This window comes from Streptomyces sp. NPDC002276 (genome assembly GCF_053891435.1).
In genome coordinates this window covers 18,430-44,060 of sequence record NZ_JBSFCQ010000031.1, presented here as the reverse complement: position 1 = coordinate 44,060, position 25,631 = coordinate 18,430, and the positions used below count along the sequence as shown (strand labels likewise).

21 protein-coding genes and 1 pseudogene are annotated in these 25,631 nt (G+C 70.6%); 2 read left to right on the top strand and 20 right to left on the bottom strand.

Going from position 1 to position 25,631, the window contains the following annotated elements:
- Nucleotides 1–73 precede the first annotated feature (73 nt).
- From ACWIHT_RS43995 to ACWIHT_RS43975, 5 genes are all read right to left on the bottom strand, one after another.
- A complete protein-coding gene (locus tag ACWIHT_RS43995) occupies nucleotides 74–2,383 on the bottom strand; it encodes a GH92 family glycosyl hydrolase (RefSeq protein WP_456174252.1) in 2,310 nt (769 codons plus the stop codon).
- Nucleotides 2,384–2,400: 17 nt separating this feature from the next.
- A complete protein-coding gene (locus ACWIHT_RS43990) occupies nucleotides 2,401–5,016 on the bottom strand; it encodes a PA14 domain-containing protein (RefSeq protein ID WP_456174251.1) in 2,616 nt (871 codons plus the stop codon).
- Nucleotides 5,017–5,159: 143 nt separating this feature from the next.
- Nucleotides 5,160–6,380 (bottom strand): glucose-1-phosphate adenylyltransferase, encoded by a 1,221-nt coding sequence (glgC, locus tag ACWIHT_RS43985; RefSeq protein WP_456174250.1) that lies wholly within the window; start codon nucleotides 6,378–6,380, stop codon nucleotides 5,160–5,162.
- Nucleotides 6,381–6,431: 51 nt separating this feature from the next.
- Nucleotides 6,432–7,583 (bottom strand): glycogen synthase, encoded by a 1,152-nt coding sequence (gene glgA, locus ACWIHT_RS43980; RefSeq protein WP_456174248.1) that lies wholly within the window; start codon nucleotides 7,581–7,583, stop codon nucleotides 6,432–6,434.
- A gap of 39 nt (nucleotides 7,584–7,622) precedes the next feature.
- Nucleotides 7,623–8,372: a (2Fe-2S)-binding protein gene (locus ACWIHT_RS43975; RefSeq protein WP_456174247.1), complete on the bottom strand. Its 750-nt coding sequence runs from the start codon at nucleotides 8,370–8,372 to the stop codon at nucleotides 7,623–7,625.
- Nucleotides 8,373–8,582: 210 nt separating this feature from the next.
- Here ACWIHT_RS43975 and ACWIHT_RS43970 point away from each other — a divergent pair, with 210 nt between their 5' ends.
- Nucleotides 8,583–9,707: a DMT family transporter gene (locus ACWIHT_RS43970; RefSeq protein WP_456174246.1), complete on the top strand. Its 1,125-nt coding sequence runs from the start codon at nucleotides 8,583–8,585 to the stop codon at nucleotides 9,705–9,707.
- Here ACWIHT_RS43970 and ACWIHT_RS43965 read toward each other — a convergent pair.
- Nucleotides 9,697–10,926, bottom strand: a complete 1,230-nt coding sequence (locus tag ACWIHT_RS43965; protein ID WP_456174245.1) for a transglycosylase family protein — start codon at nucleotides 10,924–10,926, stop codon at nucleotides 9,697–9,699. The genes ACWIHT_RS43970 and ACWIHT_RS43965 overlap by 11 nt on opposite strands.
- 254 nt (nucleotides 10,927–11,180) lie before the next feature.
- Between ACWIHT_RS43965 and gndA the strand changes: the two genes are divergently transcribed.
- On the top strand, nucleotides 11,181–12,620 hold the full coding sequence (gene gndA / locus ACWIHT_RS43960; protein ID WP_456174244.1) for an NADP-dependent phosphogluconate dehydrogenase: 1,440 nt from the start codon (nucleotides 11,181–11,183) through the stop codon (nucleotides 12,618–12,620).
- Between the two features lie 39 nt (nucleotides 12,621–12,659).
- Here gndA and ACWIHT_RS43955 read toward each other — a convergent pair whose 3' ends face one another.
- From ACWIHT_RS43955 to ACWIHT_RS43890, 14 genes and pseudogenes are all read right to left on the bottom strand, one after another.
- Nucleotides 12,660–13,013 carry a VOC family protein gene (locus tag ACWIHT_RS43955; RefSeq protein WP_456174243.1) on the bottom strand — a complete coding sequence of 118 codons (354 nt, stop codon included), beginning with the start codon at nucleotides 13,011–13,013 and terminating at the stop codon, nucleotides 12,660–12,662.
- A gap of 965 nt (nucleotides 13,014–13,978) precedes the next feature.
- Nucleotides 13,979–14,647 (bottom strand): aspartate/glutamate racemase family protein, encoded by a 669-nt coding sequence (locus ACWIHT_RS43950; RefSeq protein ID WP_456174242.1) that lies wholly within the window; start codon nucleotides 14,645–14,647, stop codon nucleotides 13,979–13,981.
- A gap of 19 nt (nucleotides 14,648–14,666) precedes the next feature.
- Nucleotides 14,667–15,020, bottom strand: a complete 354-nt coding sequence (locus ACWIHT_RS43945) for a GNAT family N-acetyltransferase (RefSeq protein ID WP_200717504.1) — start codon at nucleotides 15,018–15,020, stop codon at nucleotides 14,667–14,669.
- Between the two features lie 22 nt (nucleotides 15,021–15,042).
- A complete protein-coding gene (gene panD, locus ACWIHT_RS43940) occupies nucleotides 15,043–15,462 on the bottom strand; it encodes an aspartate 1-decarboxylase (protein ID WP_200717505.1) in 420 nt (139 codons plus the stop codon).
- 105 nt (nucleotides 15,463–15,567) lie between these two features.
- Nucleotides 15,568–15,876 carry a transposase family protein gene (locus ACWIHT_RS43935; RefSeq protein ID WP_456174285.1) on the bottom strand — a complete coding sequence of 103 codons (309 nt, stop codon included), beginning with the start codon at nucleotides 15,874–15,876 and terminating at the stop codon, nucleotides 15,568–15,570.
- Between the two features lie 225 nt (nucleotides 15,877–16,101).
- Entirely contained in the window at nucleotides 16,102–16,434 is a 333-nt protein-coding gene (locus ACWIHT_RS43930) for a universal stress protein (protein WP_456174284.1), read from the bottom strand.
- A gap of 285 nt (nucleotides 16,435–16,719) precedes the next feature.
- Nucleotides 16,720–16,920, bottom strand: a pseudogene (locus ACWIHT_RS43925) (universal stress protein); the annotation flags it as partial.
- Between the two features lie 314 nt (nucleotides 16,921–17,234).
- Nucleotides 17,235–17,999 (bottom strand): universal stress protein, encoded by a 765-nt coding sequence (locus ACWIHT_RS43920; RefSeq protein ID WP_456174241.1) that lies wholly within the window; start codon nucleotides 17,997–17,999, stop codon nucleotides 17,235–17,237.
- A 283-nt stretch (nucleotides 18,000–18,282) separates the two neighbouring features.
- On the bottom strand, nucleotides 18,283–18,963 hold the full coding sequence (locus tag ACWIHT_RS43915; RefSeq protein WP_456174240.1) for a pyridoxamine 5'-phosphate oxidase family protein: 681 nt from the start codon (nucleotides 18,961–18,963) through the stop codon (nucleotides 18,283–18,285).
- Between the two features lie 181 nt (nucleotides 18,964–19,144).
- Nucleotides 19,145–20,158: a type I glyceraldehyde-3-phosphate dehydrogenase gene (gap, locus tag ACWIHT_RS43910; protein ID WP_456174239.1), complete on the bottom strand. Its 1,014-nt coding sequence runs from the start codon at nucleotides 20,156–20,158 to the stop codon at nucleotides 19,145–19,147.
- 31 nt (nucleotides 20,159–20,189) lie between these two features.
- On the bottom strand, nucleotides 20,190–22,574 hold the full coding sequence (locus ACWIHT_RS43905) for a phosphoketolase family protein (protein WP_456174238.1): 2,385 nt from the start codon (nucleotides 22,572–22,574) through the stop codon (nucleotides 20,190–20,192).
- A gap of 47 nt (nucleotides 22,575–22,621) precedes the next feature.
- On the bottom strand, nucleotides 22,622–23,506 hold the full coding sequence (locus ACWIHT_RS43900; protein WP_456174237.1) for a universal stress protein: 885 nt from the start codon (nucleotides 23,504–23,506) through the stop codon (nucleotides 22,622–22,624).
- A gap of 5 nt (nucleotides 23,507–23,511) precedes the next feature.
- The gene (locus ACWIHT_RS43895; RefSeq protein ID WP_456174236.1) at nucleotides 23,512–24,534 is read right to left on the bottom strand and encodes a zinc-dependent alcohol dehydrogenase; all 1,023 of its coding nucleotides are present in this window, start codon (nucleotides 24,532–24,534) and stop codon (nucleotides 23,512–23,514) included.
- 23 nt (nucleotides 24,535–24,557) lie between these two features.
- Entirely contained in the window at nucleotides 24,558–25,469 is a 912-nt protein-coding gene (locus tag ACWIHT_RS43890; protein WP_456174235.1) for a universal stress protein, read from the bottom strand.
- Between the last annotated feature and the right edge of the window lie 162 nt (nucleotides 25,470–25,631).

Below are 25,631 nucleotides of genomic sequence, written 5' to 3'. Positions count from 1 at the left end.
CAGTTAACAGCAGGTAACGACTCACCCCGGTCCCGCCCCCGTGGGAGGGGCGGGACTCCAGTGGCGCCTGAGATCACTTCAGTGCCGGTGGCCCCGCCTTGGGTGACGTACCCCACTCCGACGGGTGCGGGCCGACCGTGAAGTCCAGCGACCGTACGGACCTCAGCAACCCGGTCGTGAGATAGGTGCGGTCGTACGACGTCCCGTCCGTCCGGGCCGCCTGGATGTAGCGGTCGCCGGCGGAGGTGCCGGGTGCCTTGATGGTCAGGGCGCCGTGCGGGTAGTAGCGGCGGTCCAGGGTCAGGTCGACCCGCTCGAAGACGGGCGTGGACAGGCCCCAGGTGTCGTAGCCGGGCTGGACCGGGAAGATCCCGATCGACGACAGCACGTTCCAGGCGGACATGGTGCCGAGGTCGTCGTTGCCGGTCATGCCGGTCGGGCCGTCCGTGAACAGGGTCAGCGCGGCATGGACGACGTCGGTCGTCTTCCACGGCTGTCCAGTCGACAGGTAGGTGTACGGGGCGATCAGGTCGGGCTCGTTCTGCGGGTTGTACTTGTCCGCGTTGTAGTAGTCGTACGGCCCGTTGACCCAGACCTCACGGGCCGTCTTCGCGGGGTCGGCGAGCAGTTGGTCGTAGGCGAAGAAGGAGTCCAGCCGCTGGTTGGCCGCCTGTTGCCCGCCGATGAGGTCGACCATGCCGGGCAGGTCCTGCGGGACGAGCCACTGGTACTGCCACGACGTGCCCTCGTGGAAGCCCTCGCTCTGCGCCGGGTCGGCCGGACCGACGAAGGCGCCGGAGGTGTCGCGGGCGCGGAAGAAGCCGGTCGAGGGGTCGAAGATGTTGCGATAGCTCTGGGCGCGGGCCGCATATCGGGCGGCGTCGGCAGGGTGCCCCAGGTCGCGGGCCATCTGCGCGAGCATCGCGTCCGAGAGGGCGTACTCCAGGGTGGCCGAGGCCCCGTGGTCGTAGTCCGAGTCACCGGGCTTCGCGTGCGGGCGGTCCTTGATGTACGGCGCGAAGCCTTCGGCGATGTACTCCTTGTTGGCTTCCCGCCCGACCGCCGCCGACTCGGTGGGCGGCACACCGTCGGCGTTCCGCTTCAACGCCCGGTAGGCACGCTCCTCGTACCCCTTGAGCAGCCCTTGCTGATAGGCATTCGTCAGGAACGGCGTGACCGGGTCGCCGGTCATGATGTTCGTCTCGACCGTGCCGTAGCCCCACTTGGGCAGCCAGCCGCTCTCCTCGTCGATCCTGATCACCGAGATCGCCATGTCCCGGGCCTCGCGGGGTGCGAGGAGGGCGAGGAGTTGGGACTGGGTGCGGTAGGTGTCCCACAAGGACCAGTTCTGGTAGTAGGTGAAGCCATTCGCTCGGTGGATCTTCTGGTCCCAGCCGGTGTAGCGGCCGTCGGCGTCGCTGCCGATGTTGGGCGCGAGGAAGGACCGGTACAAGGACGAGTAGAAGGTCCGGCGCAGACTGTCGGAGCCTCCTTGGGCGCGGACGTCGTCGAGCCGGTCCTCCCAGGCCCGTTGGGCCCGGTGGCGTACCGCGTCGAAGGAACTCCCGCCCTCCGCACGGAGGTTGACCGCAGCGCCGTGCGCGTCGACGTACGAGAGGGCCGTGGTCGCCTCGACCGTACGGTCCTTCGTCGTGTCGAAGCGGACGTACGCGCCGCCGCTCCCGGTCCTGGAACCGGCGGTCACTGCTGGACCGTTCCAAGTGCCGTACGCGGTGAAAGGCCGGTCGAAGTGAGTGATCGTGTGGACGGTGTAGGGCTTGGTGTCCTGGCAGAAACCGCGGCCGGTGATGGTGGTGCGTACGGTCCGGTTGTCGAGGACCTCCACCTTCGAGGAGACGCCGGAGTGTAGTGACTGGGCCGCGTTGAGCAGGACGTTGGCCTTGTCGGTGGCCGGGAAGGTGTAGCGCTGGACGCCGGTGCGCGCGGTCGCCGTGAGTTCGGCCTCGATACCTGTCTTCAGGCCGACTTGGTAGTAGCCGGGGCTCGCGTGTTCGTCGTCGTGGCTGAACTCGGCCGCGTACTGGGCGTAGTCCGTCCGCGTCACCTCGCCGGTCGTGGGCAGTACGGGCAGATCGCCGCCCAGCCCGCAGCCGACGCCGGAGAGGTGCACGAGGGAGAAGCCGCGGATGTGGTTCTGGGAGTAGTCGTAGCCGGTGTTGTGGCCGGTGTCCGGCGAGAACTGCACCATGCCGAAGGGCACGGCGGCGCCGGGATAGGTGTTGCCGTCATTCTCGGTGCCGATGAACGGGTTGACCAGGTCGGTGAGTTGACCGCTGGCGGAGGCTGTGGCGGGGGCGGCGAACAGCGCGGAGACTGCCACCGCCCCCGCCATGCACAACCGCAGGCGCCGGGTCCATCTCATGGGTCCTCCAAGGGAGTTCAGGTGGTGGGGCACCTTGCGGGGGTCGCCTGCGAGGCATCGCGGATCAGGGCCTGCTGGGCCGCCCGCACCCGCTGCGCGTCGGGCTTGAGGACCCGCCGGTCGTACGTCATCAGGCCGTTCAACTCGCCCTCGACGTCGGAGATCTGCGTATAGACCGCGCCGTTGCTCCCCTGACAGGTCAGGGCGTGCACCTCGGCGAGCTTGGTGAGGTAGTCGTCGGTGTAGGCGGCCGGGTCGACGTCGACGTACGACTGCTGGACCGACCATGCGTGTCCCGGTACCGCGAGCCCGAGACCGCCATACTCGCCGCTGACCAGGGCGCGTTGACCGTCCGGATGGGGTGGCAGGGCGGGGCTGGGATAGCCGTGTTCGTCGATGATGTCGCCGGTGCCGCCGTCGACGCCGAGGTTGATGCCGGACATGCTGTTGACGAGCCGCGTCGGGTCCCAGGCCTTGGCCTGGTCGGCGATGCGAGCCTCGTCGTACTGGCCCCAACCCTCGTTGAACGTCACCCACATGACGATCGACGGGCTGCTGATGTGCTGGTCGATCATCTGCTTCAGCTCGCGCTCGTACTCGGCGCGGGCGGCGGGTGACGGGTTCACCCCGGCGGTCATCGCGGGCATGTCCTGCCACACCATGAGGCCGAGTCGGTCGGCCCAGTAGAACCAGCGGTCGGGCTCGACCTTGATGTGCTTGCGCACCGCGTTGAAGCCCAACTCCTTGTGCACCTTGAGGTCGTGGGCGAGTGCCTCGTCGGTCGGTGCGGTGTAGAGACCGTCGGGCCAGAAGCCCTGGTCGAGGGTGGCCATCATGAAGATGGGCTTGCCGTTGAGGACCGTGCGCGGGACGCCGTTCACCTTCTCGACGGCGATCGAGCGCATCCCGAAGTAGCTGCCGACGCGGTCCTCGCCGACGGTGACCTTCAGGTCGTAGAGGAACGGGTGGTCCGGCGACCAGAGTTGGGGGTTCTTGATAGTTAGGGTGAGCGGGTCACCGGTGCGGCCGTGTGCGGTGGCCACCGCTCGCTTTCCGTCGTATGCCGTCGCCGTGATCGGTATGCCGTCCCGAACTCCCTTTGCTTCGACGGTGAGTTGGCTCCTGGTGACGTCCGGGGTGAGTTTGAGGGAGTCGACGTGGTCGGGGGCGACCGGTTCCATCCAGACCGTCTGCCAGATGCCTGAGGTCGGGGTGTACCAGATGCCGCTCGGGTCGAGGCGCTGTTTGCCGATCGGGGGGTTCTCGCCGTTCGCCGCGTCCGTGGGGTCGTAGACGCCGACGATCAGTTCCTGGGTGCGGCCGGGCTTCAGGGCGTCGGTGACGTCGGCGCTGAACTTGTCGTAGCCGCCCTGGTGTTCGGTGACCTTCGTGCCGTTGACGTAGACCTCGGCCCGCCAGTCGACGGCACCGAAGTTGAGCATCAGCCGCTTGCCCGAGCCGATCCTCCAGTCGGCGGGGACGGTGAAGGTGCGGCGGTACCACATGCGGTCCTCGTGCCGTTCGAGGCCGGAGAGCTGGGACTCGACGGGGTACGGGACGAGGATGCGCTCGGCGAGGTCACGGCCGATCGGTGGCTGTTCGCCCGCCGTGGCCGCCGCGAACTGCCAACTGCCGTTGAGGTTGCGCCAGTCGGTGCGGGTGAGCTGGGGGCGCGGGTAGTCGGGGAGTGCGTTGTGCGGGCCCACCTGGTCGGCCCACTGGGTGCGCAGTTCGTGGGTGGAGTGGTTCGGGCCGGTGCTCCAGAACGCGTTGATAACGTTGCCATCGGCCGTGGTGAAGCTGGCTTCGCCGTCGTAGCGGATGTCTGCGGTGCCGGGGGCGGTGCCCGTCTTGTCGCCCACGACGGGTTCGCTGAGCGGGACGAGCAGGGTGCGCGGGTTCGCCGGGTCCAACTCGACGGCTCCCAGCGGCCACTTGGCGCCGCCGATCACCGCTTCGAGGTGGTCGGTGAGGTCAGCCGGGGGCGTGGCGAGGGGCTGGGCGAAGTCGAGCTTGAGGGTGCGGCCGGTGCTGGTGACCGTGGTGGCGAGGGCGCCGTCGTAGTCGTAGCCGTCGGGGAGGCGGAAGGCCGACTGCGGGACGGGGACCTTGGTGCCGCCTGGTTCGGTCCAGCGGAGGTGGAGGTTGGAGCCGCCGTAGTGCTCGAAGTACTCGACCTTGATGTCGTAGGCGGTGCCGGCGGTCAACTCGACGGGCGCGGCGGTCTGTTCGCGGTCCCAGTCGTCGACCCAGTGGTCGATGGCGAGCTGTCCGCCGATCCAGAGGCGGAAGCCGTTGTCGCCGATGATCGAGAAGGTGTGGGGGCCGGTTTTCGTCGGGACGATCTTTCCGGTCCAGCGGATGCTCACGTCGTCGGACTGGCCGGTGGTGAAGGCGAGTCGGGGTTCGAGGTTGTCGAAGTCGAGGTTCGGGTCGACGCCGGTGGCCTTGAGGTCGGCGAAGTCGAAGGCACCCGGGGCGGATTGGGTGTAGTACTCGCCCTTCAGGCCGTGGATCTCGACGGGGTCGTCGGCGGTGGTGGCGCTCGCGGTGGGGACGGCGGCCAGGGCGGCGATGCCGAGTGCCAGCGCGAGCAGTAACGCGAGTCGGTCTCTGAGACGTCTGATGCGCACGGAACCTCCATAACAACGTTGTCATGGGCAGCAGTTGGCATGACAACACGGATTCCGCCTTCCGTCCAGGGACATGACAAGCCTGGGTCATGGCACGGCAAAGCCCCGGTGCGGTCGGGACGCACCGGGGCCGATGTTCGCTGCTACGTGACCAGTTGGCCCTTCCCCAGGGCGATCACGCCCCCCTTGGAGACCGTGTACAGGTCCGCGTCGCGCTCCGGGTTGACCCCGATCGTCGCGCCCGGCGGTACCTCGACGTTCTTGTCCAGGACGGCGCCCCGGACCACCGCACCGCGCCCGATGTGGACGTTGTCGTGCAGGATCGAGCCCTGCACGACCGCTCCGGGGTCGACCACCACGCCCGGGGAGAGCACCGAGCGGGTGACCTGGCCGCGGATGAGGCACCCGGAGCTGATGATCGACTCGCTGGCCATGCCGCCGGCGTTGAAGCGGGCCGGGGAGAGCTGGCCGGAGTGGGTGTAGATGGGCCAGTTGCGGTTGTAGAGGTTGAAGGCGGGGCGCTCGGCGATGAGGTCCATGTGGGCGTCGTAGTAGGCGTCCAGGGTGCCGACGTCGCGCCAGTAGCCCTGGTCGCGGGTGGTCTCGCCGGGGACGTGGTTGGCGCTGAAGTCGTACAGCGCGGCCTCGCCCCGGTCGGTGAGGGCTGGCAGGATCGAGCCGCCCATGTCGTGGATCGAGCTGACGTCCTCCGCGTCCCGTTGGAGGGCCTCTATCAGGGTCTTGGTGGTGAAGATGTAGTTGCCCATCGAGGCGTAGACGCACTCCGGGTCGTCGACCAGGCCCGGCGGGTCGGCGGGCTTCTCCAGGAAGCGCTCGACCGTCTGGCCGTCCGAGCCCGGGGTGATCACGCCGAACTGCGAGGACTCCGCGCGCGGGACGCGGATTCCGGCCACGGTGACGCCCGCGCCGCTGTCGATGTGCTGGGCGAGCATCTGCCGGGGGTCCATCCGGTAGACGTGGTCGGCGCCGAAGACCGCGACGTACTCGGGGCGCTCGTCGTAGATCAGGTTCAGCGACTGGAGGATCGCGTCCGCGCTGCCGAGGTACCAGCGCGGGCCCAGGCGCTGCTGCGCCGGGACGGGTGTGACGTAGTTGCCGAGCAGGCTGGACATGCGCCAGGTGGTGGTGATGTGGCGGTCCAGCGAGTGCGACTTGTACTGCGTGAGGACGCAGATGCGCAGGATGTCGGCGTTGACGAGATTGGACAGCACGAAATCCACGAGGCGGTACGTGCCGCCGAAGGTGACCGCGGGTTTGGCCCGGTCGGCGGTCAAGGGCATCAGCCGCTTGCCCTCACCGCCCGCCAGTACGATCCCGAGCACCGAAGGTCCGCCACGACGCATGGCCGCTCCCCTCACCCTGGTTGACCCCAGCCTGCCCCTGAGCAGCGCACACTAAGCCTGTTTGAGGATCTCCGCGTAGAGCCGCGCGGTGCGCAGCGCCACGGCGTCCCAGCCGAACTCGCCCACCGCGCGCTTCCGCCCTGCCTCGCCCATGCGCTTCGCAGTCTCCGGGTCGGCGAGCACGGAGTCGAGGGCCGACGCCAGGTTCTCCTCGAAGTTTTCCTCGATGGACACCAGGAGGCCGGTCTCGCCGTCCGCCACCACCTCGGGGATGCCCCCGACACGCGACGCGACCACGGCCGTACCGCAGGCCATCGCCTCCAGGTTCACGATCCCCAGGGGCTCGTAGACCGAGGGGCAGGCGAAGACGGTGGCGTGGGTGAGGAGCTGGATGACCTCCGGGCGGGGCAGCATTTGGGGAATCCAGTGCACGCCCTCGCGGACCCGGCTCAGCTCCTCGAAGAGGTCGCGGAACTCGCGGTCGATCTCCGGCGTGTCGGGCGCGCCCGCGCACAGCACGACCTGCGCGGCCGGGTCGAGGCCGCGCACCGCGCGCAGCAGATGGGGCACGCCCTTCTGGCGGGTGATCCGGCCGACGAACAGGACGTAGGGGCGGTCGGGGTCGATACCGAGCCGCGTGAGGACGTCGGTGTCGTGGTCGGGGCGGTAGAGCGTGGTGTCGATGCCGTTGTGGATGACCCGCACCGTGGCGGGGTCCAGCGACGGGTAGCAGGCGAGGATGTCCTCGCGCATGGCTCCCGATACGGCGACCACGGCGTCCGCGGCCTCGATCGCGGTGCGCTCGGCCCAGCTGGAGAGGGCGTAGCCGCCGCCGAGCTGCTCGGCCTTCCAGGGGCGCAGCGGCTCCAGGGAGTGGGCGGTCATCACGTGCGGGACGCCGTAGAGGAGCTTGGCGAAGTGGCCGGCGAGGTTGGCGTACCAGGTGTGCGAGTGGACGAGTTCGCGGCCTTCGAGGGCGGCGGCCATGGAGAGGTCCACGGAGAACGTGCGCAGGGCGTCGTTGGCGCCGTCCAGGGTCGGCCAGGAGCGGTGGCGTACGACGCCCTCCGTGCGGCCCTCGCCCCAGCAGTGCACGTCCAGGTCGACCAGGGGCCTCAACTCCCGGGCCAGGAACTCCACATGGACGCCCGCGCCGCCGTACACATCCGGCGGGTACTCCCGGGTCAGCAGTCCCACTCGCACCCGTAACCCCTTGTTCTCAGCGGCTGATTGCACTCATGGTCACCCAGAAGCGGCTTTCGGGGAAGAGCCGGGCGGCTGTGTGAAGCAGCAGTCTCCGCAGACCCCGCCCCCGGGGACCCGGTAGTAGAGGCAGCAGCTGCGGCGCCGGAAGGCGGTTCCGGTGAGGGTTCCGGTGCCGGCGAGGAGGGGGTGGGCGAGAAGTTCCTCGGTGAGGGCACGCGCGCGCGTGGCCACTTCCGTACGGCCACGCGCGCGTGCCCATCGGTCGAGTTCGCGGGCCGCGCCCGCCAGCGCGGAGGCCGCGTTGCCCCACAGCAGGCCGGCGGACATGCGGTGGTGGGTCACCAGGGTGGCGGTCAGGGGTTCCAGGTGGCCGTGGAGCACGACGTCCGCCAGGGCGTCGGCGGGCAGGGGGCGGACCTCGGCGAGCCACAGGTCGTCCGGCGCGGCGCTGCCCGCGTCCCAGTGCAGCAGGCGTGGGTCGAGGTCCGGGATGCGGCCGTAGAGGGCGGCGCAGCCGAGTGCCGTCGACCACAACCGGGCCGCGAGTGCCTGCTGTGCGACCGAGGCGGCAATGCGCAGCTCAGGGGCCTGGAGACGCTCTGCGACGACACGGACACGGAAAGTCAGGGAATTTCGGTAAACATCCGACACCGGGTTTTCGTAGATCGTCGCGAGCGTCGGCAGCGGGCCGTTCGGTGCTGCGCCCGTGCGTAGTACGAAGAAGCCACCGAGGGCGCGGAGCGCGGCGAGTTCGGGGTCGAGGTCCACGAACAGCAGTAGTACCAAGGCTCCTAGGGGTTCCACCCAGGGGGTGTCCCCCTGCTGTCACCCACCTTGGGGAGGACAAGGGGCGATTCGTACTCCATCGGCAGTACTACCCAATCGGTGCTCAGGTACGACGACGGGAAGAACATCGAGCGGCATCGTGTTCTGTATGAAAGCCGACCGTTCGCCGCGTGGTGCCAGAGGTACCCGCCTGACGCAGAGGAGCTGCCGATGAGCGCCCTCGCGTTGTCCATCGTGCTGTCGCTCGTCTCCGCCGTGGCCTACGCGGGCGGAGCGATCGTGCAGGAGCGCGTCGCGGTGTCCTCTCCCGACCAGGAGTACGCGCCGTTGCGCCGCCCGAGCTGGTGGGCGGCGGTCGCGTTGAACGGTTCGGGTGGTCTGCTGCACGTGGTGGCGCTGGCCTACGGCCCGCTGAGCCTGGTGCAGCCGCTGGGTGCGCTGACCATCGTGTTCGCGCTGCCGATGGCGGCCCTGTTCGTCGGCCGCAAGGCCGGTTCCACCGCCTGGCGCGGCGCGATCATGGCGACGATCGGTCTCGCCGGTCTGCTCTCCCTGGTCGGCACGTCCGACAGCCACTCGCTGAGCACCGCCCAGCGGGTGTCCGTGGCGGTGTTCACCGGCGCGGTGGTCGTGACCCTGATGATCGCGGGCCGCGCGGCACACCGGCACCCGGCGGTGCGCAGCGTGCTGCTGGCGACCGCGTCCGGCATAGCGTTCGGCATGTCCTCGGTGTTCACGAAGACGGTGACGGTCGACTGGGACAACGGCGCGATATCGGCGTCCGACATCCCCTTCCTCGCCGTGATCGCCGTGTTCGCCGTGGCCGGTCTGATGCTCTCGCAGGCCTCCTACCGGGGCGCGGGCCTGGCGGCTCCGCTGGCCGTCCTGACGGTCGTGAACCCGGTGGTGGCGGCCGTCGTCGGCATCACGATGTTCGGCGAGACCTTCCGCTACGGCACGACGGGCACCCTGCTCGCCCTGAGCGCCGGAGTGGTCGCCGCCGGTGGCCTGATCCTGCTGACCACGGAGCGGCTGGAGAGCGAGCACGCACCGGCCACCACGGCGACTCCCGTCACGCCGTCGCCCATCGAGGAGTTGCTCGACGCCCTCTCTGGACAGCCCGTCGACGTGAGCGCGGACGTCGACGCGGACCTCGGCGTCACGGCCGGGGACATCCTCGTCCCGGCCCCGGCGGCGGTCCCGGCCGACGAGGGTTACGGGACCCTGGAACCGGCCGGGTCGGCCGAAACGCCGAGCTACTTCGGCCCGTTCCACGCCGGGCTGTACGTGATGATGCCGGTCCACGACCGGCATCGCACCCGAGTCAAATCCTGACGCCGCCGGCCCGCAGATAGGCGAGCGGGTCGATGTCGGTACCGAACTCGGGCCCCGTCCGCACCTCGAAGTGCAGATGCGGGCCCGTGGTGTTGCCGGTGGACCCCGACCGCCCGATGCGCTGCCCGGCGCCGACGGACTGCCCGTCCCGCACCGAGATCGCGGACAGGTGCGCGTACTGCGAGTACCGCCCGTCGGCGTGCCGGATCACCACCTGGTAGCCGTACGAGCCGCCCCAGCCCGCGGTGACGACCTGCCCGGCCTCGATGGCCTTCACCGAAGTGCCGGTGGGGACAAGGAAGTCGACGCCGGTGTGGTAGCCCTTCGACCAGGCGGAGCCCTCCGCGTGGTAAGCCGTGCCGATGGGGGCGTTGACGGGGGCGACGAGTGAGTGACTCGTCGACTTCTTGGTGGTGGTCTTCTTCTCCGCGGTGTCCGAAGTGGCCTTCTTCGTCGCGGACTTGGTGGCCGGTTTGGTGGTTGGCCTGGTGGCCGGTTTCGTCGTGGTACGGGTCGTGGTGTCGGTCTTGGCGTGCAGGTTCAGCCGCTGACCCGGCAGGATCAGGTCCGGGTCGTCGCCGACGGTCGTACGGTTCTCGGCGTAGAGCCCGTGCCAGCCGCCGTCGACGCGCTCGGTCTCGGCGATCCCGGAGAGGGTGTCGCCGCGCACCACCGTGTACATCTCGACGGTGCCCGCGCGGGACTGCGGTGTGGTCTGCGGCTGTACGTCCTTCACGGACCGCTTGACGGTCTGTGCCTTGGCGTCCTCGGCCTTGGACTTGGCCGTGTCGGTGGTCTTGGTGCCGCCGACGTGGATGTCGGGGGTGTCGCCGCCCCGGGTGAGCCCGGCGCGCACCGAGCACACCGGCCAGGCGCCGGGCCCCTGGCCCTTGAGCACCTTCTCCGCGACGGCGATCTGCTGGTCCCGGGTGGCGAGATCCGCGCGGCTCGCGTACGCCGTGCCGCCGTAGGCCTCCCAGGTGGACTGGGTGAACTGGAGCCCGCCGTAGTACCCGTTGCCGGTGTTGATGTTCCAGTCGCCGCTGGACTCGCAGGCGGCGACCTTGTTCCAGGTGCTCACATCGGCCGCCTGGGCACTGCCCGCACCGGCGCCGACGAGGGGGATCGCGAGGCCCGCACCGCCCGCCGTGACCGTGAGGAGCGAGGAACGGTTGATCCTGTTCGGCTGATACCGGCGGTGCCGGCCGCGTACGGCCATGGAGAATCCCCCTCGACATACGTCAGGAGGGCCAAAAGTAAGCGCCACGAACAGGCCATGACAAGACCGCAACCGGCCTCCCTGTGGCTCAAGTGGCGAGCGGGCCGCTCCGGTTGCGGTGAGCACGTGCGGTCGGGGTACCGGCAGGCCAGGATGGACCGAGCGGCAATACTGGCGAGCACGACCGGTACCACCGACGTTCAGGACCTTCCTGATCTTTAGGCTTGATTTCCTGATCCTTAGGAGCCAACCGAATGAGCACTACAGCGCAGATCGGCGTCACGGGCCTCGCGGTCATGGGCCGCAACCTCGCCCGGAACTTCGCGCGCAACGGCTACACGGTCGCCGTGCACAACCGGACCGCGTCCCGCACCCATGCCCTGGTGGAGGAGTTCGGCGGCGAGGGCGACTTCATCGCGGCGGAGACGGCCAAGGACTTCGTGACCGCGCTGGAGCGACCGCGCCGCCTGGTCATCATGGTCAAGGCCGGTGAGCCGACGGACGCGGTGATCCAGGAGTTCGCCCCGCTCCTCGAACCCGGCGACATGATCATCGACGGTGGCAACGCGCACTTCGCGGACACCCGGCGCCGCGAGCGCGACCTGCGCGAGCAGGGCATCCACTTCGTCGGCATGGGCGTCTCCGGCGGCGAGGAGGGCGCGCTGCACGGGCCGAGCATCATGCCGGGTGGCCCGAAGGAGTCGTACGACTCGCTCGGTCCCATGCTGGAGAAGATCTCCGCGAAGGCGCAGGACGGGGCGCCCTGTGTGACCCATGTGGGTCCCGACGGCGCCGGGCACTTCGTGAAGATGGTGCACAACGGCATCGAGTACGCCGACATGCAGCTGATCGGCGAGGCGTACCAGCTGCTGCGCGATGTCGCCGGGTACTCCCCCGCCAAGATCGCGGAGATCTTCCGCACCTGGAACACGGGCCGGCTGGACTCCTACCTGATCGAGATCACCGCCGAGGTGCTGTCCCACGTGGACGCGGCCACCGGCAAGCCGTTCGTGGACGTCGTCGTCGACCAGGCCGAGCAGAAGGGCACCGGCCGCTGGACGGTCCAGATCGCCCTCGACCTCGGCGTCCCGGTCTCCGGCATCGCCGAGGCGGTCTTCGCCCGCTCCCTCTCCGGGCACGCGGCGCTGCGCGAGGCGTCACGGGGTCTGGCCGGACCGACGGCGACTCCCCTGGGCGAGGCCGAGGCGGCGGCCTTCGCGGACCGGGTCGAGCAGGCGCTGTACGCGTCGAAGATCGTGTCGTACACGCAGGGCTTCCACGAGATCGCGGCGGGCAGCGAGGAGTACGACTGGAACGTCGACCTCGGCGCGGTCTCCTCGATCTGGCGCGGCGGCTGCATCATCCGCGCGGCCTTCCTCGACCGCATCCGCGCCGCGTACGACGCCCGCGCGGACCTGCCGAGCCTGCTGTCGGACGAGACGTTCGCGCAGGAGATCGCGGCGGCGCAGGACGACTGGCGCGAAGTCGTCGTAGCGGCGACCCGCCAGGGTGTCCCCACGCCCGGCTTCTCGGCGGCCCTCGCCTACTACGACGCACTGCGCGCCGAGCGGCTGCCCGCGGCGCTCACGCAGGGACAGCGGGACTTCTTCGGGGCGCACACGTACCGCCGGGTGGACCGGGACGGCTCGTTCCACACCTTGTGGGGCGGTGACCGCTCGGAGGTCACGGGCTGACGTCGCCCACCGTACCCAGCCCGCCTGCCGGGGATCCGGTCAGGCGGGCTGCCACAGTTCGATGCGGTTGCCCTCGGGGTCGGTGACCCAGCCGAAGCGGCCGACACCGTCCATGTCCTGCGTCTCCGCGTCCACGTCCGCGCCCTTGGCGCGCAACTGCGCGAGCATCGCGTCGAGGTCGCGGACCCGGAAGTTGAGCATGGTCCGCTGGGCGCGGGACCCGAAGTAGTCGGTGTCGGCGGGGAAGGCCGCGAACACCGTCGGCCCGGCTTCCTGCTGCCACAGCCCATGCTCGTCGACGTCGAGACCGAGGCAGTCGCGGTACCAGGCGGTGAGGGCCGCGGGGTCGTCGGCCCGCATGAAGTGTCCGCCGATTCCAAGCACACGTTCCATATCGGCCATCCTGCCAGGAGAGCGGCCGGGACGGAGGGCGGGCGGCGGGCTCGGCGAGGCTGGCGGGCGTCATGGCCGGGTGTCGGCTTCAGGTGGGCGACTTGCGGGTGCCCGGCCGCATACGGCCGGCTTCATACGACCCGCTTCAGGTGAGCGGCGGTCCCGGCTCCGGGTTCGGTACGGGTTCCGGTCCCGGTCCCGGCGGGATGGGGGACGGAGAGGGCTCCGGGGTCGGCCCGGGTGGGACCGGGGACGGGCCAGGGACGCGGCCGGGCGGTGGCGTGGGCCGGGGCATCGGCGGTTCCGGGTCCGGGCCTGGCGTGGGGCCGGGGCCGGGAGTCGGGCCTGGCGGTACGGGGCCGGGGCCCGGGGTCGGTCCCGGGGGTACGGGGTCGGGGCCAGAAGCGGGTCCGGGTAGTACGGGGTCGGGGTACGGGTTGGTCATGGTGTCCTCCAGCCAGTGGGTGCGTCGGCTCTGGACTACTCCCCCACCTACCCGACACCCGCGCGGCCACTCACCCGGGCGGGCCCATGCCACGCGCGGGCCGGACCGCCGCTGGACTCGGCCGACGCGCACCATCCGGACGCCGACGGGTTCATCCGCCGCATATCCCGGGCTCTGCCGGAGTCACCCGGCGCAGAGCCTCCGGACCCCGCCGGACTCACCCGCCACGCGCGGCCTGGGCCCCGCCGAACTCACCCGACAGCGCGTCGTCGGAGCACTGCCAGACTCACTTGACGCACAGCCCGGGCCCTGCCGGGCTCACCCGACACCCGTGCCCCAAGGCCCGCCTCATTGACCCATCACACGTCGCCCGAGCCCTGACAGACTCACCCGACACTTAGCCGCTGGACCCTTCCGAACTCACCCGACACCCTGGCCCAAGCCCCACCGGACCCACCCGATGCGCACCGTCCGAACGCAGCCGGACTCCCCGGCCCAAAGCCCCCAGGCCCCACCGGACTCACCCCACCCGCACTGCCCGAGCCCCCGCCCCCAGCCCCAACCTCGGGCTCGACAGCACCGGTACCCGGGTGGTCGTCAGTTGCTGGGCGGCGGCCATGGATCCCTGCGCCAGGACGATCGCGTCGGCGTCCTCGATCGCATCCACGGCATAAGCGACGAGCCGGGCGCAGCCCTCCGTGTCGCCGGCCTCGAAGTGGGCCCAGGCGCCGTCGACCAGCAGCGTGCGCACAGCGACGGAGCGGCCGATGCGGCGGGCCTCCTCCTCGATGAGCGCCGCGGTCGGCCCCAGCGTGCTCTCCAGCGTGGCGGCCACGACGACACGCGCACCCGTGGCGACGGCCGCCGCCGCCATCGGTCGGTCGCCGCGCAGCACCGGCACACCGACATCGGCCCCGGCCGACTCCGCCACCGCGCCGATGGTCGAGCAGGTGCACAGCACCGCCCGGGCCCCTTCGGCGACGGCCTTCTCCAGCGCGTCCCGTACCGCGTCGGTCACCGCTTCCGGGCCCTCGCGGCGGGCCCTCGCCAGCAACTCCTCGTCGACGAAGTGCCGTAGTTCCAGGCCCTGGTGGTCCTCGTCGCGCAGGGCGTCGAAGACCGGGATGTGGGCGGGTGAGGTGTGCAGGAGGGCGAGGACGCGGGCGGGGCCTTTCTCCAGGACGCTCACAACGACAGGGCCGTCGGTCCTAGAAGCGGCCGGGGTGCGCCGTCAGCCACTCCATCGCCGCCTTCTGTAGCGCGGGGTCCGCGGCCGGGGCCTCGTCGGGGTGGCGGGCCGCCCACTTCACGACGTAGGGGCAGAGCGGGGCGACGACGATGCCCTCGCGCGCGGCGATACCGTACAGCTCGCGGGCCAGGGAACCCGCGATGCCCTTTCCCTCGTGGGCCGGTTCCACGATCGTGTGGACCGGGACGAGCGCGCGCTCGGGGGATTCGAGGACGAAGTACTCGATGTGGCCTACGACTTCGTCGCCTTCGCCGTCGCCGATCGCCTCCAGGCGGCCCGCCGCCCGGTCGTCGCGGATCTCGATCTCGCTCATGGGCCGTCTCCTGGTGTGGTGGTCAGGCCGTGACGGCCTGCGGGCTCCGCGCCTGCTCCGAACCCGGCACCGGTTCGGACGGATCTGCGCCGAGGCCCACGATCCGGTTCGCGGAGTCCACGTGCACGACCCGGGGCCGAAGCGCCCGCGCCTCGGCGTCGGACACCTGAGCGTAACTGATGATGATCACCAGGTCTCCGGGATGCACGAGGTGGGCGGCGGCCCCGTTGATCCCGATGACACCGGTACCCCGCTCGCCCTCGATGACGTACGTCTCCAGGCGGGCGCCGTTGCTGATGTCGACGATGTGGACCAGTTCGCCGGGCAGCAGATCGGCGGCGTCCAGCAGGTCGGCGTCGATGGTGACGGAGCCGACGTAGTGCAGGTCGGCCTGGGTGACGGTGGCACGGTGGATCTTGGATTTGAACATGGTACGCAACATCGGGGCGCTCCCACAAGTAGGCTCCCTGCCTGCGTTTTTGCAGGTCAAGGGCTGTTTCTTCACCCTACAACGAGTCGCATGTACGGTCAGCTCTCCCCGGGTTTTTCAGGACTCATGCTGACCACCTGCTGACTTTCCTGACACCTCGCCAGGCGACTGCAGAGGGCACCCACCACTGTCGCGGACGCCACCTGGATCCGCACTGCGTCGGCCGTAGCGGAAGGTCAGCCCGTTGACCTGTTCGCCGAAGGTCGTCTGCGACCACACGCCCTCACCGCAGCGGAACCGACGGACCTGTAACTCGATCACCACTCGGCGGTGCCCGACAGCACTGTCCGCAAGGCGGCGTACATACCGGCTGTGCACCCGCGCGGACCTCACCCCGCAGCCGGAACACCTGGCCCGCCCGGCAATCGCCCTGCCTCGCGACCGCCGACTCGCCTTCGACCACTACGTTTTCGATCCGAACATCATCGGCCCGGTGAAACCACAGGCTCTCAAGGAAGACACTCCCCACGGCCGTTCATGATCGCGGGTTCGGTGACCCACCGTGGCTCCGGCACTGAAAGTGATCCAGAACCATGATTCAACCGCCGCCGACATCAGGCGGCGACGCCGGCGAGCAACGTCGCCGCCCGGTCACCCCTTCTCCGAGCGGATCACGGCAACGGGGCAGTCCGCGTGGTGCAGTGCCGCCCGGCTGACCCGGCCCAGCAGTGCTCCCGCGAGGCGGTCCCGGTTTCGCGAACCGACCACGACGAGCTGTGCGCGGGCGCTCGCGTCGACGAGCGCCCGGCAGAGCCCGCCTCGGACGCGGGCACGTTGCACGGTGACGTCCGGGTACTTCTCGCCCAGCTCGGACAGAGCGTCGGCGAAGGTGTGGTGCGACCGGCTGTTCCAGGCGGTCATCTTGTCCAGTACGACCAGGCCGACGCCACGGGCCGACGCCTCGGCGTAGGCGAACTCCGCCACCGCCCAAACGTCCTGCGTGTGGCCGCAGGCCAGTACAACGGGGCCGGCCGGATCAGGCCTGCCTCGGACCACCAACACTGGGGAACGTCCGTGGGCTGCCAACTGCACGGCCACCGAGCCGGCTCGCAGAGAACCCGACCTACCCGACGCACGGCTGCCGACCACGATGAGAGACGCCTCACGGGATGCGGACTCCAGCACCGCCACGGGGGAACCCATGAGGACTTCGTGCGTCACACGGACATGAGGCACGGCACGAACGGCCCATCGCTCGGCCTCGGTCAACGCGCCCCTCACCACCCGGCCCGCTCCGGCCCCACCCCGATCCCAGGGTGGAACACCGGGCGGCACCTGGGCCGACGGCCACGCGAAGGCGTGCGCCAACCGGAGGTCCACCCCGATTCGGTCGGCCTCGTGCGCCGCGGCCTCCACCGCCGCGATCCCCGACTGCGAGCCATCGACTCCTACTACGATCGGGCCGCTCATGACGGTTCTCCCTTCCCCTCGCACAGTCCCAGAACCTGGGCGCCTCGCTCAGCGGTTCACCGACGGGCAGCCGCGTGCCGCCGAATCCGCGACCTTGCGGTGTCGGGCCCGGCGGCCCCGGTCCTGCTTCCCAGGCCTCAAGACTCTCCCTCGGCGCCGCACCCCCGACAGGGCCGGATGGGTCCCTGAAGCACGCCGTCCGGCCCCGTCGCCCCATTCCGTCCGGTCTCCGCAGGCCCTCACCGACGTGTTGAGGAAGGTCCACGTTCGCGGTCCGCACCGTGTCCGGCCGGCCATGGCGGGAGGGGTGCCGGTCACCCGGTGGGCACGACGACCACGGGACAGTGCGAGTGGTGCAGGAGGGTGCGCGCGTCCGGCCCCAGGTGGCTGCCGTGCCGACTTCCCGGCCGGTGCGATCCGATGACCACGACGACGGCATCCCGGGTGGCCTCGACCAGGGCCTGCGCCGGGGTGGTGCGGACCGTTCGGCTCTCGACCTCCGTCCCGGGGTGGCGCTCGTGTCCCGGGCTCGTCGCCGGTATCAGCGAGGGCAGTTCGGGACTCGTGTGCCGGTGCGTCAAGGAGGGCAGGACGCGCAGGCGCGCGCCGCGCCGCGCCGCCTCCTCGACGGCGTAGAGGCCCGCCTCTGTGCCGGTGTCGCTCTCCAGGCCGAGCAGCACATCGCGGCAGTCGGCGTGGGGACGTTCTCCGCGTACGACCAGCAGCGGCCCGTGCGCCTGCGCGGCGAGCCGTGAACTCACCGCGCCGCACACGCGGCCGGCCAGTCCACCGAGTCCCCGCGTGCCCACGACCGTGAGCACCGCGTCCGCGCTCTCGCGGACCAGCCCACGCACGACGCCGTCCTCCACGGCCCTGGTCTCGACGGGCACGGCCGGGTGCCGTTCACGCACGCGCGAGGCGGCGGACCCGAGAACCGGACCGGCTTCGTCGCGGTCGGGCACGGCGTACACCACGCGCAGCGCGACGCCACGCCGTACCGCTTCCTCCGCGGCCTGGTCCAACGCCCGTACAGAGACCAGTGAGCCGTCCACTCCGACGACCACGTGTTGGAGAGTCATGGGCCTGCTTCCTTCTACGTGCTCAGGGTGTGCCCAGGAGCTGTGCCTGGGGCAGGAGGCGCCGAAAGCGGGTCCGTGGCGGACCAGGGGCGCCGCCCTACGATCCGGGCCGGAGTGCCTCCACCGACGATGCTCGTCGTCCGCCGCCGCAAGGGGCAGGAGCCATGAGTACCCGTCAGAAAGCCGAACGGCCCCTTGGGAAGGGGCCGTTCGGCTTACGGCGCGGGTAAGGGGACGACAGAAGGGGCGCCCGTCCGGACGGTGCCGGACGACGACGTCTCCGTCACACGGTGATCCGGCGTCCCGTGACCGCCTGCGGTTCGACCCGCACCCACAGTTCGCGCTCGCCTCCCGCCCACGGCGTGCTGTGGGCACTGTCCGCGAGCCGGCGTGCCTCGTCGGGGTCCGTCACCGCTCGCCCACGTCCACGCACGAGCACACTCCAGCCCCGGCTGAACGCGTCGTCGATGCGGTCGACCTCAAAGGCCACCCGCCGGCCGACGGCAAGCGACGGCGTCGTACCGAAGGTTGTCCGGAATACGATCGCGTGGTCTACGACGCTGTAGTTGACCGGCACGGCGACAGGTCCCGAACCGGTTGACACCGCGATTCTCCCCACCCCGTGCGTGCCCAGCGGGGACCTGCGCTCGTCCGCGCCGAGCTCCGTGAACTCGGGGCTGCGAGCGGCCTGTTCGAGCCCGGGCGGCAGATCGACGGCCCCGCCGGCGAGTTCCGGCACCGTGGTCTCCAGAACGTCGGCCAGGCTGAGAAACGCACCCCTGCTCGGCGCGGCGCCGGGATGCTCCTCCAGGTACTTCAGGTAGCTGGGCGCCATGCCCGCCCGGGCGACTGCCTCCGGCCGGGTCAGGCCCAGTTGTACGCGCCGGCCGGCGAGGCGGCGTCCCAGGTCTCCCAGGGGTCGTTCCGCCGGCGTGTCGGTGCTGGTCGTTGTCCGTTCGGGCATGGTCGTCACATCCCTCGGCTTGCTGATGACGGTCGGGGGCGGGATCTCGGCTGCCCGTACGAGTCAGGCGTCCCGCTCGCGCCGGGTTCGCCCCGCACATCCAGCTTGACCTGCGTACGAGGGGAACCGCTTGGGCCGGTCGGGCCATCTTCCCGACCGAACGGGGTCTGTTCCGGACGCGTCAGTCGTCCGCCGCCAGTGCCGTGAGGTCGAGGAGCCGGTTGGTGTAGCCCCATTCGTTGTCGTACCAGCCGAAGGCCTTTACGAGCGTGCCGTTGGCCTGGGTGAGGGCCGGGTCGAAAACGCAGGAGGCGGGATCGCCGATGACGTCACGGGACACGATGGGTGCCTTCGTCACCCGGAGGATGCCGTTCAGCGGTCCCTCGGCGGCCACGGTGAACGCCGTGTTGACCTCGTCCGCGGTCGCCTCGCGGTTCAGGACCACGGTGAGGTCGGTGAGCGAGCCGTCCTCGACGGGGACACGGACGGCGATGCCGTCCAGGACGCCGGCCAGCTCCGGCAGCACCAGGCCCACAGCGCGCGCCGCGCCGGTGCTGGTCGGGATGATGCTCAGGGCCGCCGAGCGGGCCCGGCGCAGGTCCTTGTGCGGGCTGTCGAGCAGGGACTGGTCGATGGTGTAACCGTGGATGGTGGTCATCACGCCACGCTCGATACCGAACGCCTCGTGGAGCACCTTGACCATCGGGGCGACACAGTTGGTGGTGCAGGAGGCGGCCGAGACGATCCGGTCCCGTCGGCGGTCGTACGTCGCGTCGTTGACTCCCATCACGATGGTGGCGTCCGCGTTCTTTCCGGGCGCGGACAGCAGCACGGTGTGGGCGCCGGCCTTCAGGTGCAGGGCGGCGGAGTCGCGGTCGCGGAAGCGTCCGGTGGACTCGACGACGATGCCTGCGCCGTAGTCGGACCAGCGCAGCGCCGCCGGGTCGCGTTCGGCGGTGACGGCGATGCGCCAGCCGTCGACCGTGATCGAGCTGTCGTCGTGGATGACGTCGCGTCCGATACGCCCGAACGTGGAGTCGTACTCCAGGAGGTGGGCCAGGGTGGCGGGCGAGGTGATGTCGTTGATCGCGACGACCTCGACGTCCTGGGTGCCAGCCTCGGCGCGGTCGAGTGCCGCGCGCAGATAGGTGCGGCCGATACGGCCGAAGCCGTTGATGCCGACGCGTACGGTCATGGCGGTGAACTCCTTTGCGTGGCGGGGGTTTTCAGCCGGTCCAGGTCCAGTCGGCGACCTCGGGCAGGTCGGTACCGTGTGCGCGGATCCAGGCGTGGTGCCGGGTACGGGCGTCGGCCATCGTCTGGCGTACGGCGGCGGCGCGGACACCGAGTCCGGGCACGCGGTCGATGACGTCCATGACCAGGCGGTAACGGTCCATGTCGTTGCGCACGACCATGTCGAAGGGGGTCGTGGTGGCCCCCATCTCCTTGTAGCCGCGCACGTGCAGGTTGGCGTGGCCCGCGCGGCGGTAGGCGAGCCGGTGGATCAGCCACGGGTAGCCGTGGTACGCGAAGATGACCGGCCTGTCCTGGGTGAACAGGCCGTCGTACTCGAAGTCGCCCATTCCGTGCGGGTGTTCCTCGCGCGGTAGCAGCCGGGCGATGTCGACGACGTTGACGACCCGCACGGCGAGATCGGGCAGGTGACGGCGGAGCAACTGGGCGGCGGCCAGCGTCTCCAGGGTGGGTACGTCGCCGGCGCAGGCGAGCACGACGTCCGGTTCGCCGCCGTTCTCGGTGCCGGCCCACTCCCAGATGCCGGCGCCGCGCGCGCAGTGGGCGCGGGCCTGGTCCATGGAGAGCCAGTCGAAGCAGGGCTGCTTGCCGGCGACGACCACGTTGACGTAGTCGCGGCTGCGCAGGACGTGATCCGCCACGGAGAGAAGGGTGTTGGCGTCCGGCGGGAGGTAGACCCGGACGACCTCGGGGCTCTTGTTGAGGACGTGGTCGACGAAGCCGGGGTCCTGGTGCGAGAAGCCGTTGTGGTCCTGGCGCCAAACATGCGACGTCAGCAGGTAGTTGAGGGACGCGATGGGTGCCCGCCAGGGCAACTCCCTCGATGTCTTGAGCCACTTGATGTGCTGGTTGACCATCGAGTCGACGATGTGCACGAACGCCTCGTAGCAGGAGAACAGTCCGTGCCGGCCGGTGAGGAGGTAGCCCTCCAGCCAGCCCTGGCAGGTGTGTTCGGAGAGGATCTCCATCACCCGGCCGTGCCGGTCGAGGTGCTCGTCGACCGGCAGCGTCTGTGCCTGCCAGGCCTTGCCGCTGGCGTTGAAGACGGCCTGGAGCCGGTTGGAGGCCGTCTCGTCGGGGCCCACCAGGCGGAAGTCACGGCGCTCGGAGGTGTCGTGCATGACCTGCTCCAGGAGGTCGCCGAGGACGCGGGTGGGCTCGTGCAGGGTCGTGCCCGGCTTGTCGACGGGGACGGCGAAGCGGTGCAGGGACGGAATCGGCAGATCGCGCACGAGGAGACCGCCGTTGGCGTACGGGCTGGAGCCGAGGCGCTTGGTGCCTTCGGGCACGCAGGCGAGGACGTCCAGGGCGGGCCGGCCGTCGGCGCCGAACAGCTTCTCCGGGCGGTAGGAGCGCAGCCAGGCCTCCAACTGCCTCAGGTGCTCCGGGTTTTCGCGTACCTCGGAGAGCGGGACCTGGTGCGCGCGCCAGGTGCCCTCGACGGGGACGCCGTCGACCTCGGCGGGTCCGGTCCAGCCCTTCGGGGTGCGCAGCACGATCATGGGCCAGTGCACGCGCTCGGCCACGCCGTCCTCGCGGCGGGCCGTCTGCTGCATCGCCTCGATGCGGTCCAGCGCGTCGTCGAGTGCGGCGGCCATGGCCTCGTGTACCTGGAGCGGGTCGTCGCCGGTGACGTGGATCGGGTCGTGGCCGTAGCCGCGCAGCAGTTCGTCGAGTTCGGACTCGGGAAGCCGGGCCAGTACGGTCGGGTTGGCGATCTTGTAGCCGTTGAGGTGCAGGATCGGCAGGACGGCGCCGTCGTGGACCGGGTCGAGGAACTTGTTGGAGTGCCAGGCGGCGGCGAGCGGCCCCGTCTCCGCTTCTCCGTCACCGATCACGCAGGCGACGAGCAGGTTCGGGTTGTCGAAGGCGGCGCCGTAGGCGTGCGCCAGCGAATACCCCAGCTCGCCGCCCTCGTGGATGGACCCCGGTGTCTCCGGCGCCACGTGGCTCGGTACTCCGCCCGGGAAGGAGAACTGCCGGAAGAGCCTGTCCATCCCCGCCGCGTCGCGCGACACGTCCGGGTAGGTCTCGCTGTAGCTGCCCTCCAGCCAGGAGTTGGCGAGCACGGACGGCCCGCCGTGACCGGGACCCCACACGCACAGGGCGTCGAGCCCTCGCCCCTTGATCACCCGATTGAGGTGGGTGTACACGAGGTTGAGGCCGGGCGAGGTGCCCCAGTGGCCCAGGAGCCGGGGCTTGATGTGCTCCGGCTTCAGGGGTTCGGTCAGCAGCGGGTTCGCCATCAGGTAGATCTGGCCGGCGGCCAGGTAGTTGGCGGCTCGCCAGTGGGCGTCCAGGGCGCGCAGTTCGTCGTCGGAAAGTGCGGTGCCGTGCTGGTCTTCGACCGTGGTCATGGTGGCTCCGTAAGTCATCGGGGGAATGCCGTCGGTCCGGCTGTCCGTCACACCCGCTCGGGCACGATCACGACCGGGCAGGCGGAGTGGTGCAGGACCCCGTGGGCCACGCGGCCCAGCTGGAGCCCGTAGTGCCCGGGGCGGCGCCTGGCCCCGACGATCAGGAGGTCGGCGCCGCGCGAGGCGTCCACGAGCACGGTCCGGGTGTGGCCTTCGGCCGTGCGGCGGTGTGACGCGACGTCGGTGGGGGCGTCCTGGAGTGCCGCTTCGAGGGTCTCCACCGCCTGCCGCACATGCAGTCTGGCGGGCTCTCCGGCGAGCAGTGGTTGGTCGGTGTTCTCGCGCGCGGGCCACCGCCAGGCCCGTACGGCGTCCACCGGCACCCCGCGCCGCCGTGCCTCCTCGAAGGCGAAGCGCATCGCCGCCGAGCCCGCCGGTTTCTCTCCGACGCCTACGACGACGCGTCCGTGCATGCCGGTCCGGGCCTGGTTGTCACGGCTGTCGGGGTTGCCGCGCACGAGAATCATCGGGCACTGCGCGTGCCCGGCCACGATCAGGCTCACGGAACCCAGCAGCGTCTCGGCGAGGCCGCTGCGGCCCCGGGTTCCCGTCACCAGCAGCGAGGCGCTCCGGCTCTCCCGCACCAGCGCGTACTCGGGTTCCTCGGACAGCACGGCCGTGGAGATCTTCACGTCAGGCTGTCGGTGGCGAGCGCGCCGGGCGGCGGTCTCCACGATGTCTTCGGAACGCACCTGCTCGGACGGCTTGTCGAGGACGTCGGCGAGCGAGGTGCCCTCGTAGCGCTCCCAGAGCGACGCGTACACGAGCCGCAGCGGCAGCCCGCGCAGCACGGCCTCGTCGGCCGCCCAGTCGACGGCGCGCAGGCTGGGCTCGGAGCCGTCGACGCCGACGACGATCGGGAGGTCGTCCATCGCCCTCACCGTCCCGTACCGAGGTCGAAGACGATCCGGGCCTTGACGTCGCCGCGCACCACGTCGGCGATGGACTCGTTGACGGAGGCCAGCGGACGGGTCTCGCGGATGGCCTCGGTCCGGCCGGCCGCGTGCAGTTGGAAGACCTCGGCGAGGTCCTGCCGGGTGCCGACGATCGAGCCGATCACCGAGGTGCCGTTCAGCACGATGTCGAAGATCGGGACCTGGATCGTGCCGTGCGCGGGCAAGGCGACCATGACGAGCTTCCCGCCGCGCCGCAGACCGGAGTTGACCGCGGCGAACGCGGACTCGTTCACGGCCAGGGCTATCGCGGCGTGCGCACCACCGTGCCGCTTGAGGACCTCGCCGACATCCTCCTTGCGGGCGTCGATGACGAGGTCGGCACCGAGCGCGGTGGCGAGTTCGAGCTTCTCGTCGGTCACGTCGATCGCCGCGACCGTCGCCCCCGCGATCTTCGCGTACTGCACCGCCAGGTGACCGAGCCCGCCGACACCGGAGATCGCGACGAGCTGCGCGGGCCGCACGCCGGCGACCTTGAGGGCCTTGTACGTGGTCACCCCGGCGCAGACCAGCGGGGCGGCGTCCACGGCGGTCACGCCGTCGGGCACCGGCTGGGCGAAGTCGGCCCAGGCCAGCATCTTCTCGCCGTATCCGCCGTCGCAGCCGTAGCCGGTGTTGATCTGCTGCTCGCACAGCGTCTCCCAGCCGGACAGGCAGTGCTCGCACCGGCCGCAGGCCCAGCCGAGCCACGGCACGGCCACCCGCTGCCCGACGGACAGGTGGGTGACGCCGTCGCCGAGCTTCTCGACGAGGCCGACGCCCTCATGGCCGGGCACGAAGGGCGGGATCGGCCTGACCGGCCAGTCGCCGCGGGCGGCGTGGATGTCGGTGTGGCATAGCCCGGACGCCTCGACACACACGCGGACCTGGCCGGGGCCGGGCTCGGGGTCGGGGCGGTCCTCGATGACCAGGGGTTCGCCGAAGGCTCGTACAACCGCTGCCTTCATGGTTGCTGCTCCTCAGGTGTGGGTCAGTCGTGCGGGACGACGGCGACGGGGGCGGTGGAGTGGTGCAGGACGGCGTGGGTGACGGAGCCGATGTGGGCGCCGAGCGGGCCGCGGCGGACACGGCGGCCGACGACGACCAGCGAGGCCTCACGGGAGGCGTCGACGAGGTGGTTGCCAGGGGTGCCGTAGGGGCACTCCTCGGTGGTCTCGGTCTCCGGGAACTTCTCGGTCCACGGGCGCAGGACCTCGGTGAGGGTGGTGGACTCGCGCAGGGCCAGGGCCCCCTGCACTTCGAGGTCCACGGGGAGGCCGTAGCCGTAGTAGGCGGGCGCGTCCCAGCCGTGCACGACGCGCAGGGAGGTACCGCGGCGGACGGCCGCGGCGAACGCGAAGCCGATCAGTTCGTCGTCGGGGCTCTCGATGTCGAGGCCGAGGACGACGGGCCGGAACGGAGTCGCCGCGGACGGGATGCCGACCGGGCCCATCTCGTGTTCGTCGGCGGCCTGTTCCCCGGCGCGGACGAACACCACCGGCCGGTCGGCATGTGCCACGACGGACAGCCCGACCGAGCCGACCATGAACCCGCCGACCGCGCCCAGTCCGCGGGAGCCGAGGACGAGCAGTTCCGCGTCCTTCGCCGCGCTCGCCAGTACGTCGGTGGTCCGGCCGGAAAGCTGTTCGGCGGTCACGTCGAGGCCGGGATGGCGCAGCCGGATGCCCTCGCCCGTCTCGCGGGGAATCCTCTCGGGCCAGTACGGATACGTCTCGGCGCCGAGCAGCGGTGCCTGCGCCATGGACACCGGCACCGACACCGGCTCCCAGACCTGGACCAGCTTCAACGGCAGGCCGAGCAGCCGTGCCTCGCGGGCGGCCCACTCGGCCGCCGCCCGGCTCTCGGCGGAGCCGTCGAGGCCGGCGGTGACGGTGCGGGTCATGATGTCCACCTTTTGGATCGGGGGTCCTGGATCGGGAGTCCTGATGCGAGCTTGGTCCTCGGATGAGGCGCCCGGCAGGGGCCGCAGGTCCCTGCGAGGGACCGAACGGCCCTGGCCGGTGTTCGGCGCGGCGGGCCCACCGACGAGCCCGCCGCCCTCCCG

Bases quoted from the DNA above. Each gene is read 5' to 3' on its own strand.
- ACWIHT_RS43995 (WP_456174252.1), bottom strand. From the start codon at position 2,383: ATGAGATGGACCCGGCGCCTGCGGTTGTGCATGGCGGGGGCGGTGGCA.
- glgC (WP_456174250.1), bottom strand. From the start codon at position 6,380: ATGCGTCGTGGCGGACCTTCGGTGCTCGGGATCGTACTGGCGGGCGGT.
- ACWIHT_RS43970 (WP_456174246.1), top strand. From the start codon at position 8,583: ATGAGCGCCCTCGCGTTGTCCATCGTGCTGTCGCTCGTCTCCGCCGTG.
- ACWIHT_RS43965 (WP_456174245.1), bottom strand. From the start codon at position 10,926: ATGGCCGTACGCGGCCGGCACCGCCGGTATCAGCCGAACAGGATCAAC.
- gndA (WP_456174244.1), top strand. From the start codon at position 11,181: ATGAGCACTACAGCGCAGATCGGCGTCACGGGCCTCGCGGTCATGGGC.
- ACWIHT_RS43955 (WP_456174243.1), bottom strand. From the start codon at position 13,013: ATGGAACGTGTGCTTGGAATCGGCGGACACTTCATGCGGGCCGACGAC.
- ACWIHT_RS43945 (WP_200717504.1), bottom strand. From the start codon at position 15,020: ATGAGCGAGATCGAGATCCGCGACGACCGGGCGGCGGGCCGCCTGGAG.
- panD (WP_200717505.1), bottom strand. From the start codon at position 15,462: ATGTTGCGTACCATGTTCAAATCCAAGATCCACCGTGCCACCGTCACC.
- ACWIHT_RS43920 (WP_456174241.1), bottom strand. From the start codon at position 17,999: ATGACTCTCCAACACGTGGTCGTCGGAGTGGACGGCTCACTGGTCTCT.
- ACWIHT_RS43915 (WP_456174240.1), bottom strand. From the start codon at position 18,963: ATGCCCGAACGGACAACGACCAGCACCGACACGCCGGCGGAACGACCC.
- gap (WP_456174239.1), bottom strand. From the start codon at position 20,158: ATGACCGTACGCGTCGGCATCAACGGCTTCGGCCGTATCGGCCGCACC.
- ACWIHT_RS43905 (WP_456174238.1), bottom strand. From the start codon at position 22,574: ATGACCACGGTCGAAGACCAGCACGGCACCGCACTTTCCGACGACGAA.
- ACWIHT_RS43900 (WP_456174237.1), bottom strand. From the start codon at position 23,506: ATGGACGACCTCCCGATCGTCGTCGGCGTCGACGGCTCCGAGCCCAGC.
- ACWIHT_RS43895 (WP_456174236.1), bottom strand. From the start codon at position 24,534: ATGAAGGCAGCGGTTGTACGAGCCTTCGGCGAACCCCTGGTCATCGAG.
- ACWIHT_RS43890 (WP_456174235.1), bottom strand. From the start codon at position 25,469: ATGACCCGCACCGTCACCGCCGGCCTCGACGGCTCCGCCGAGAGCCGG.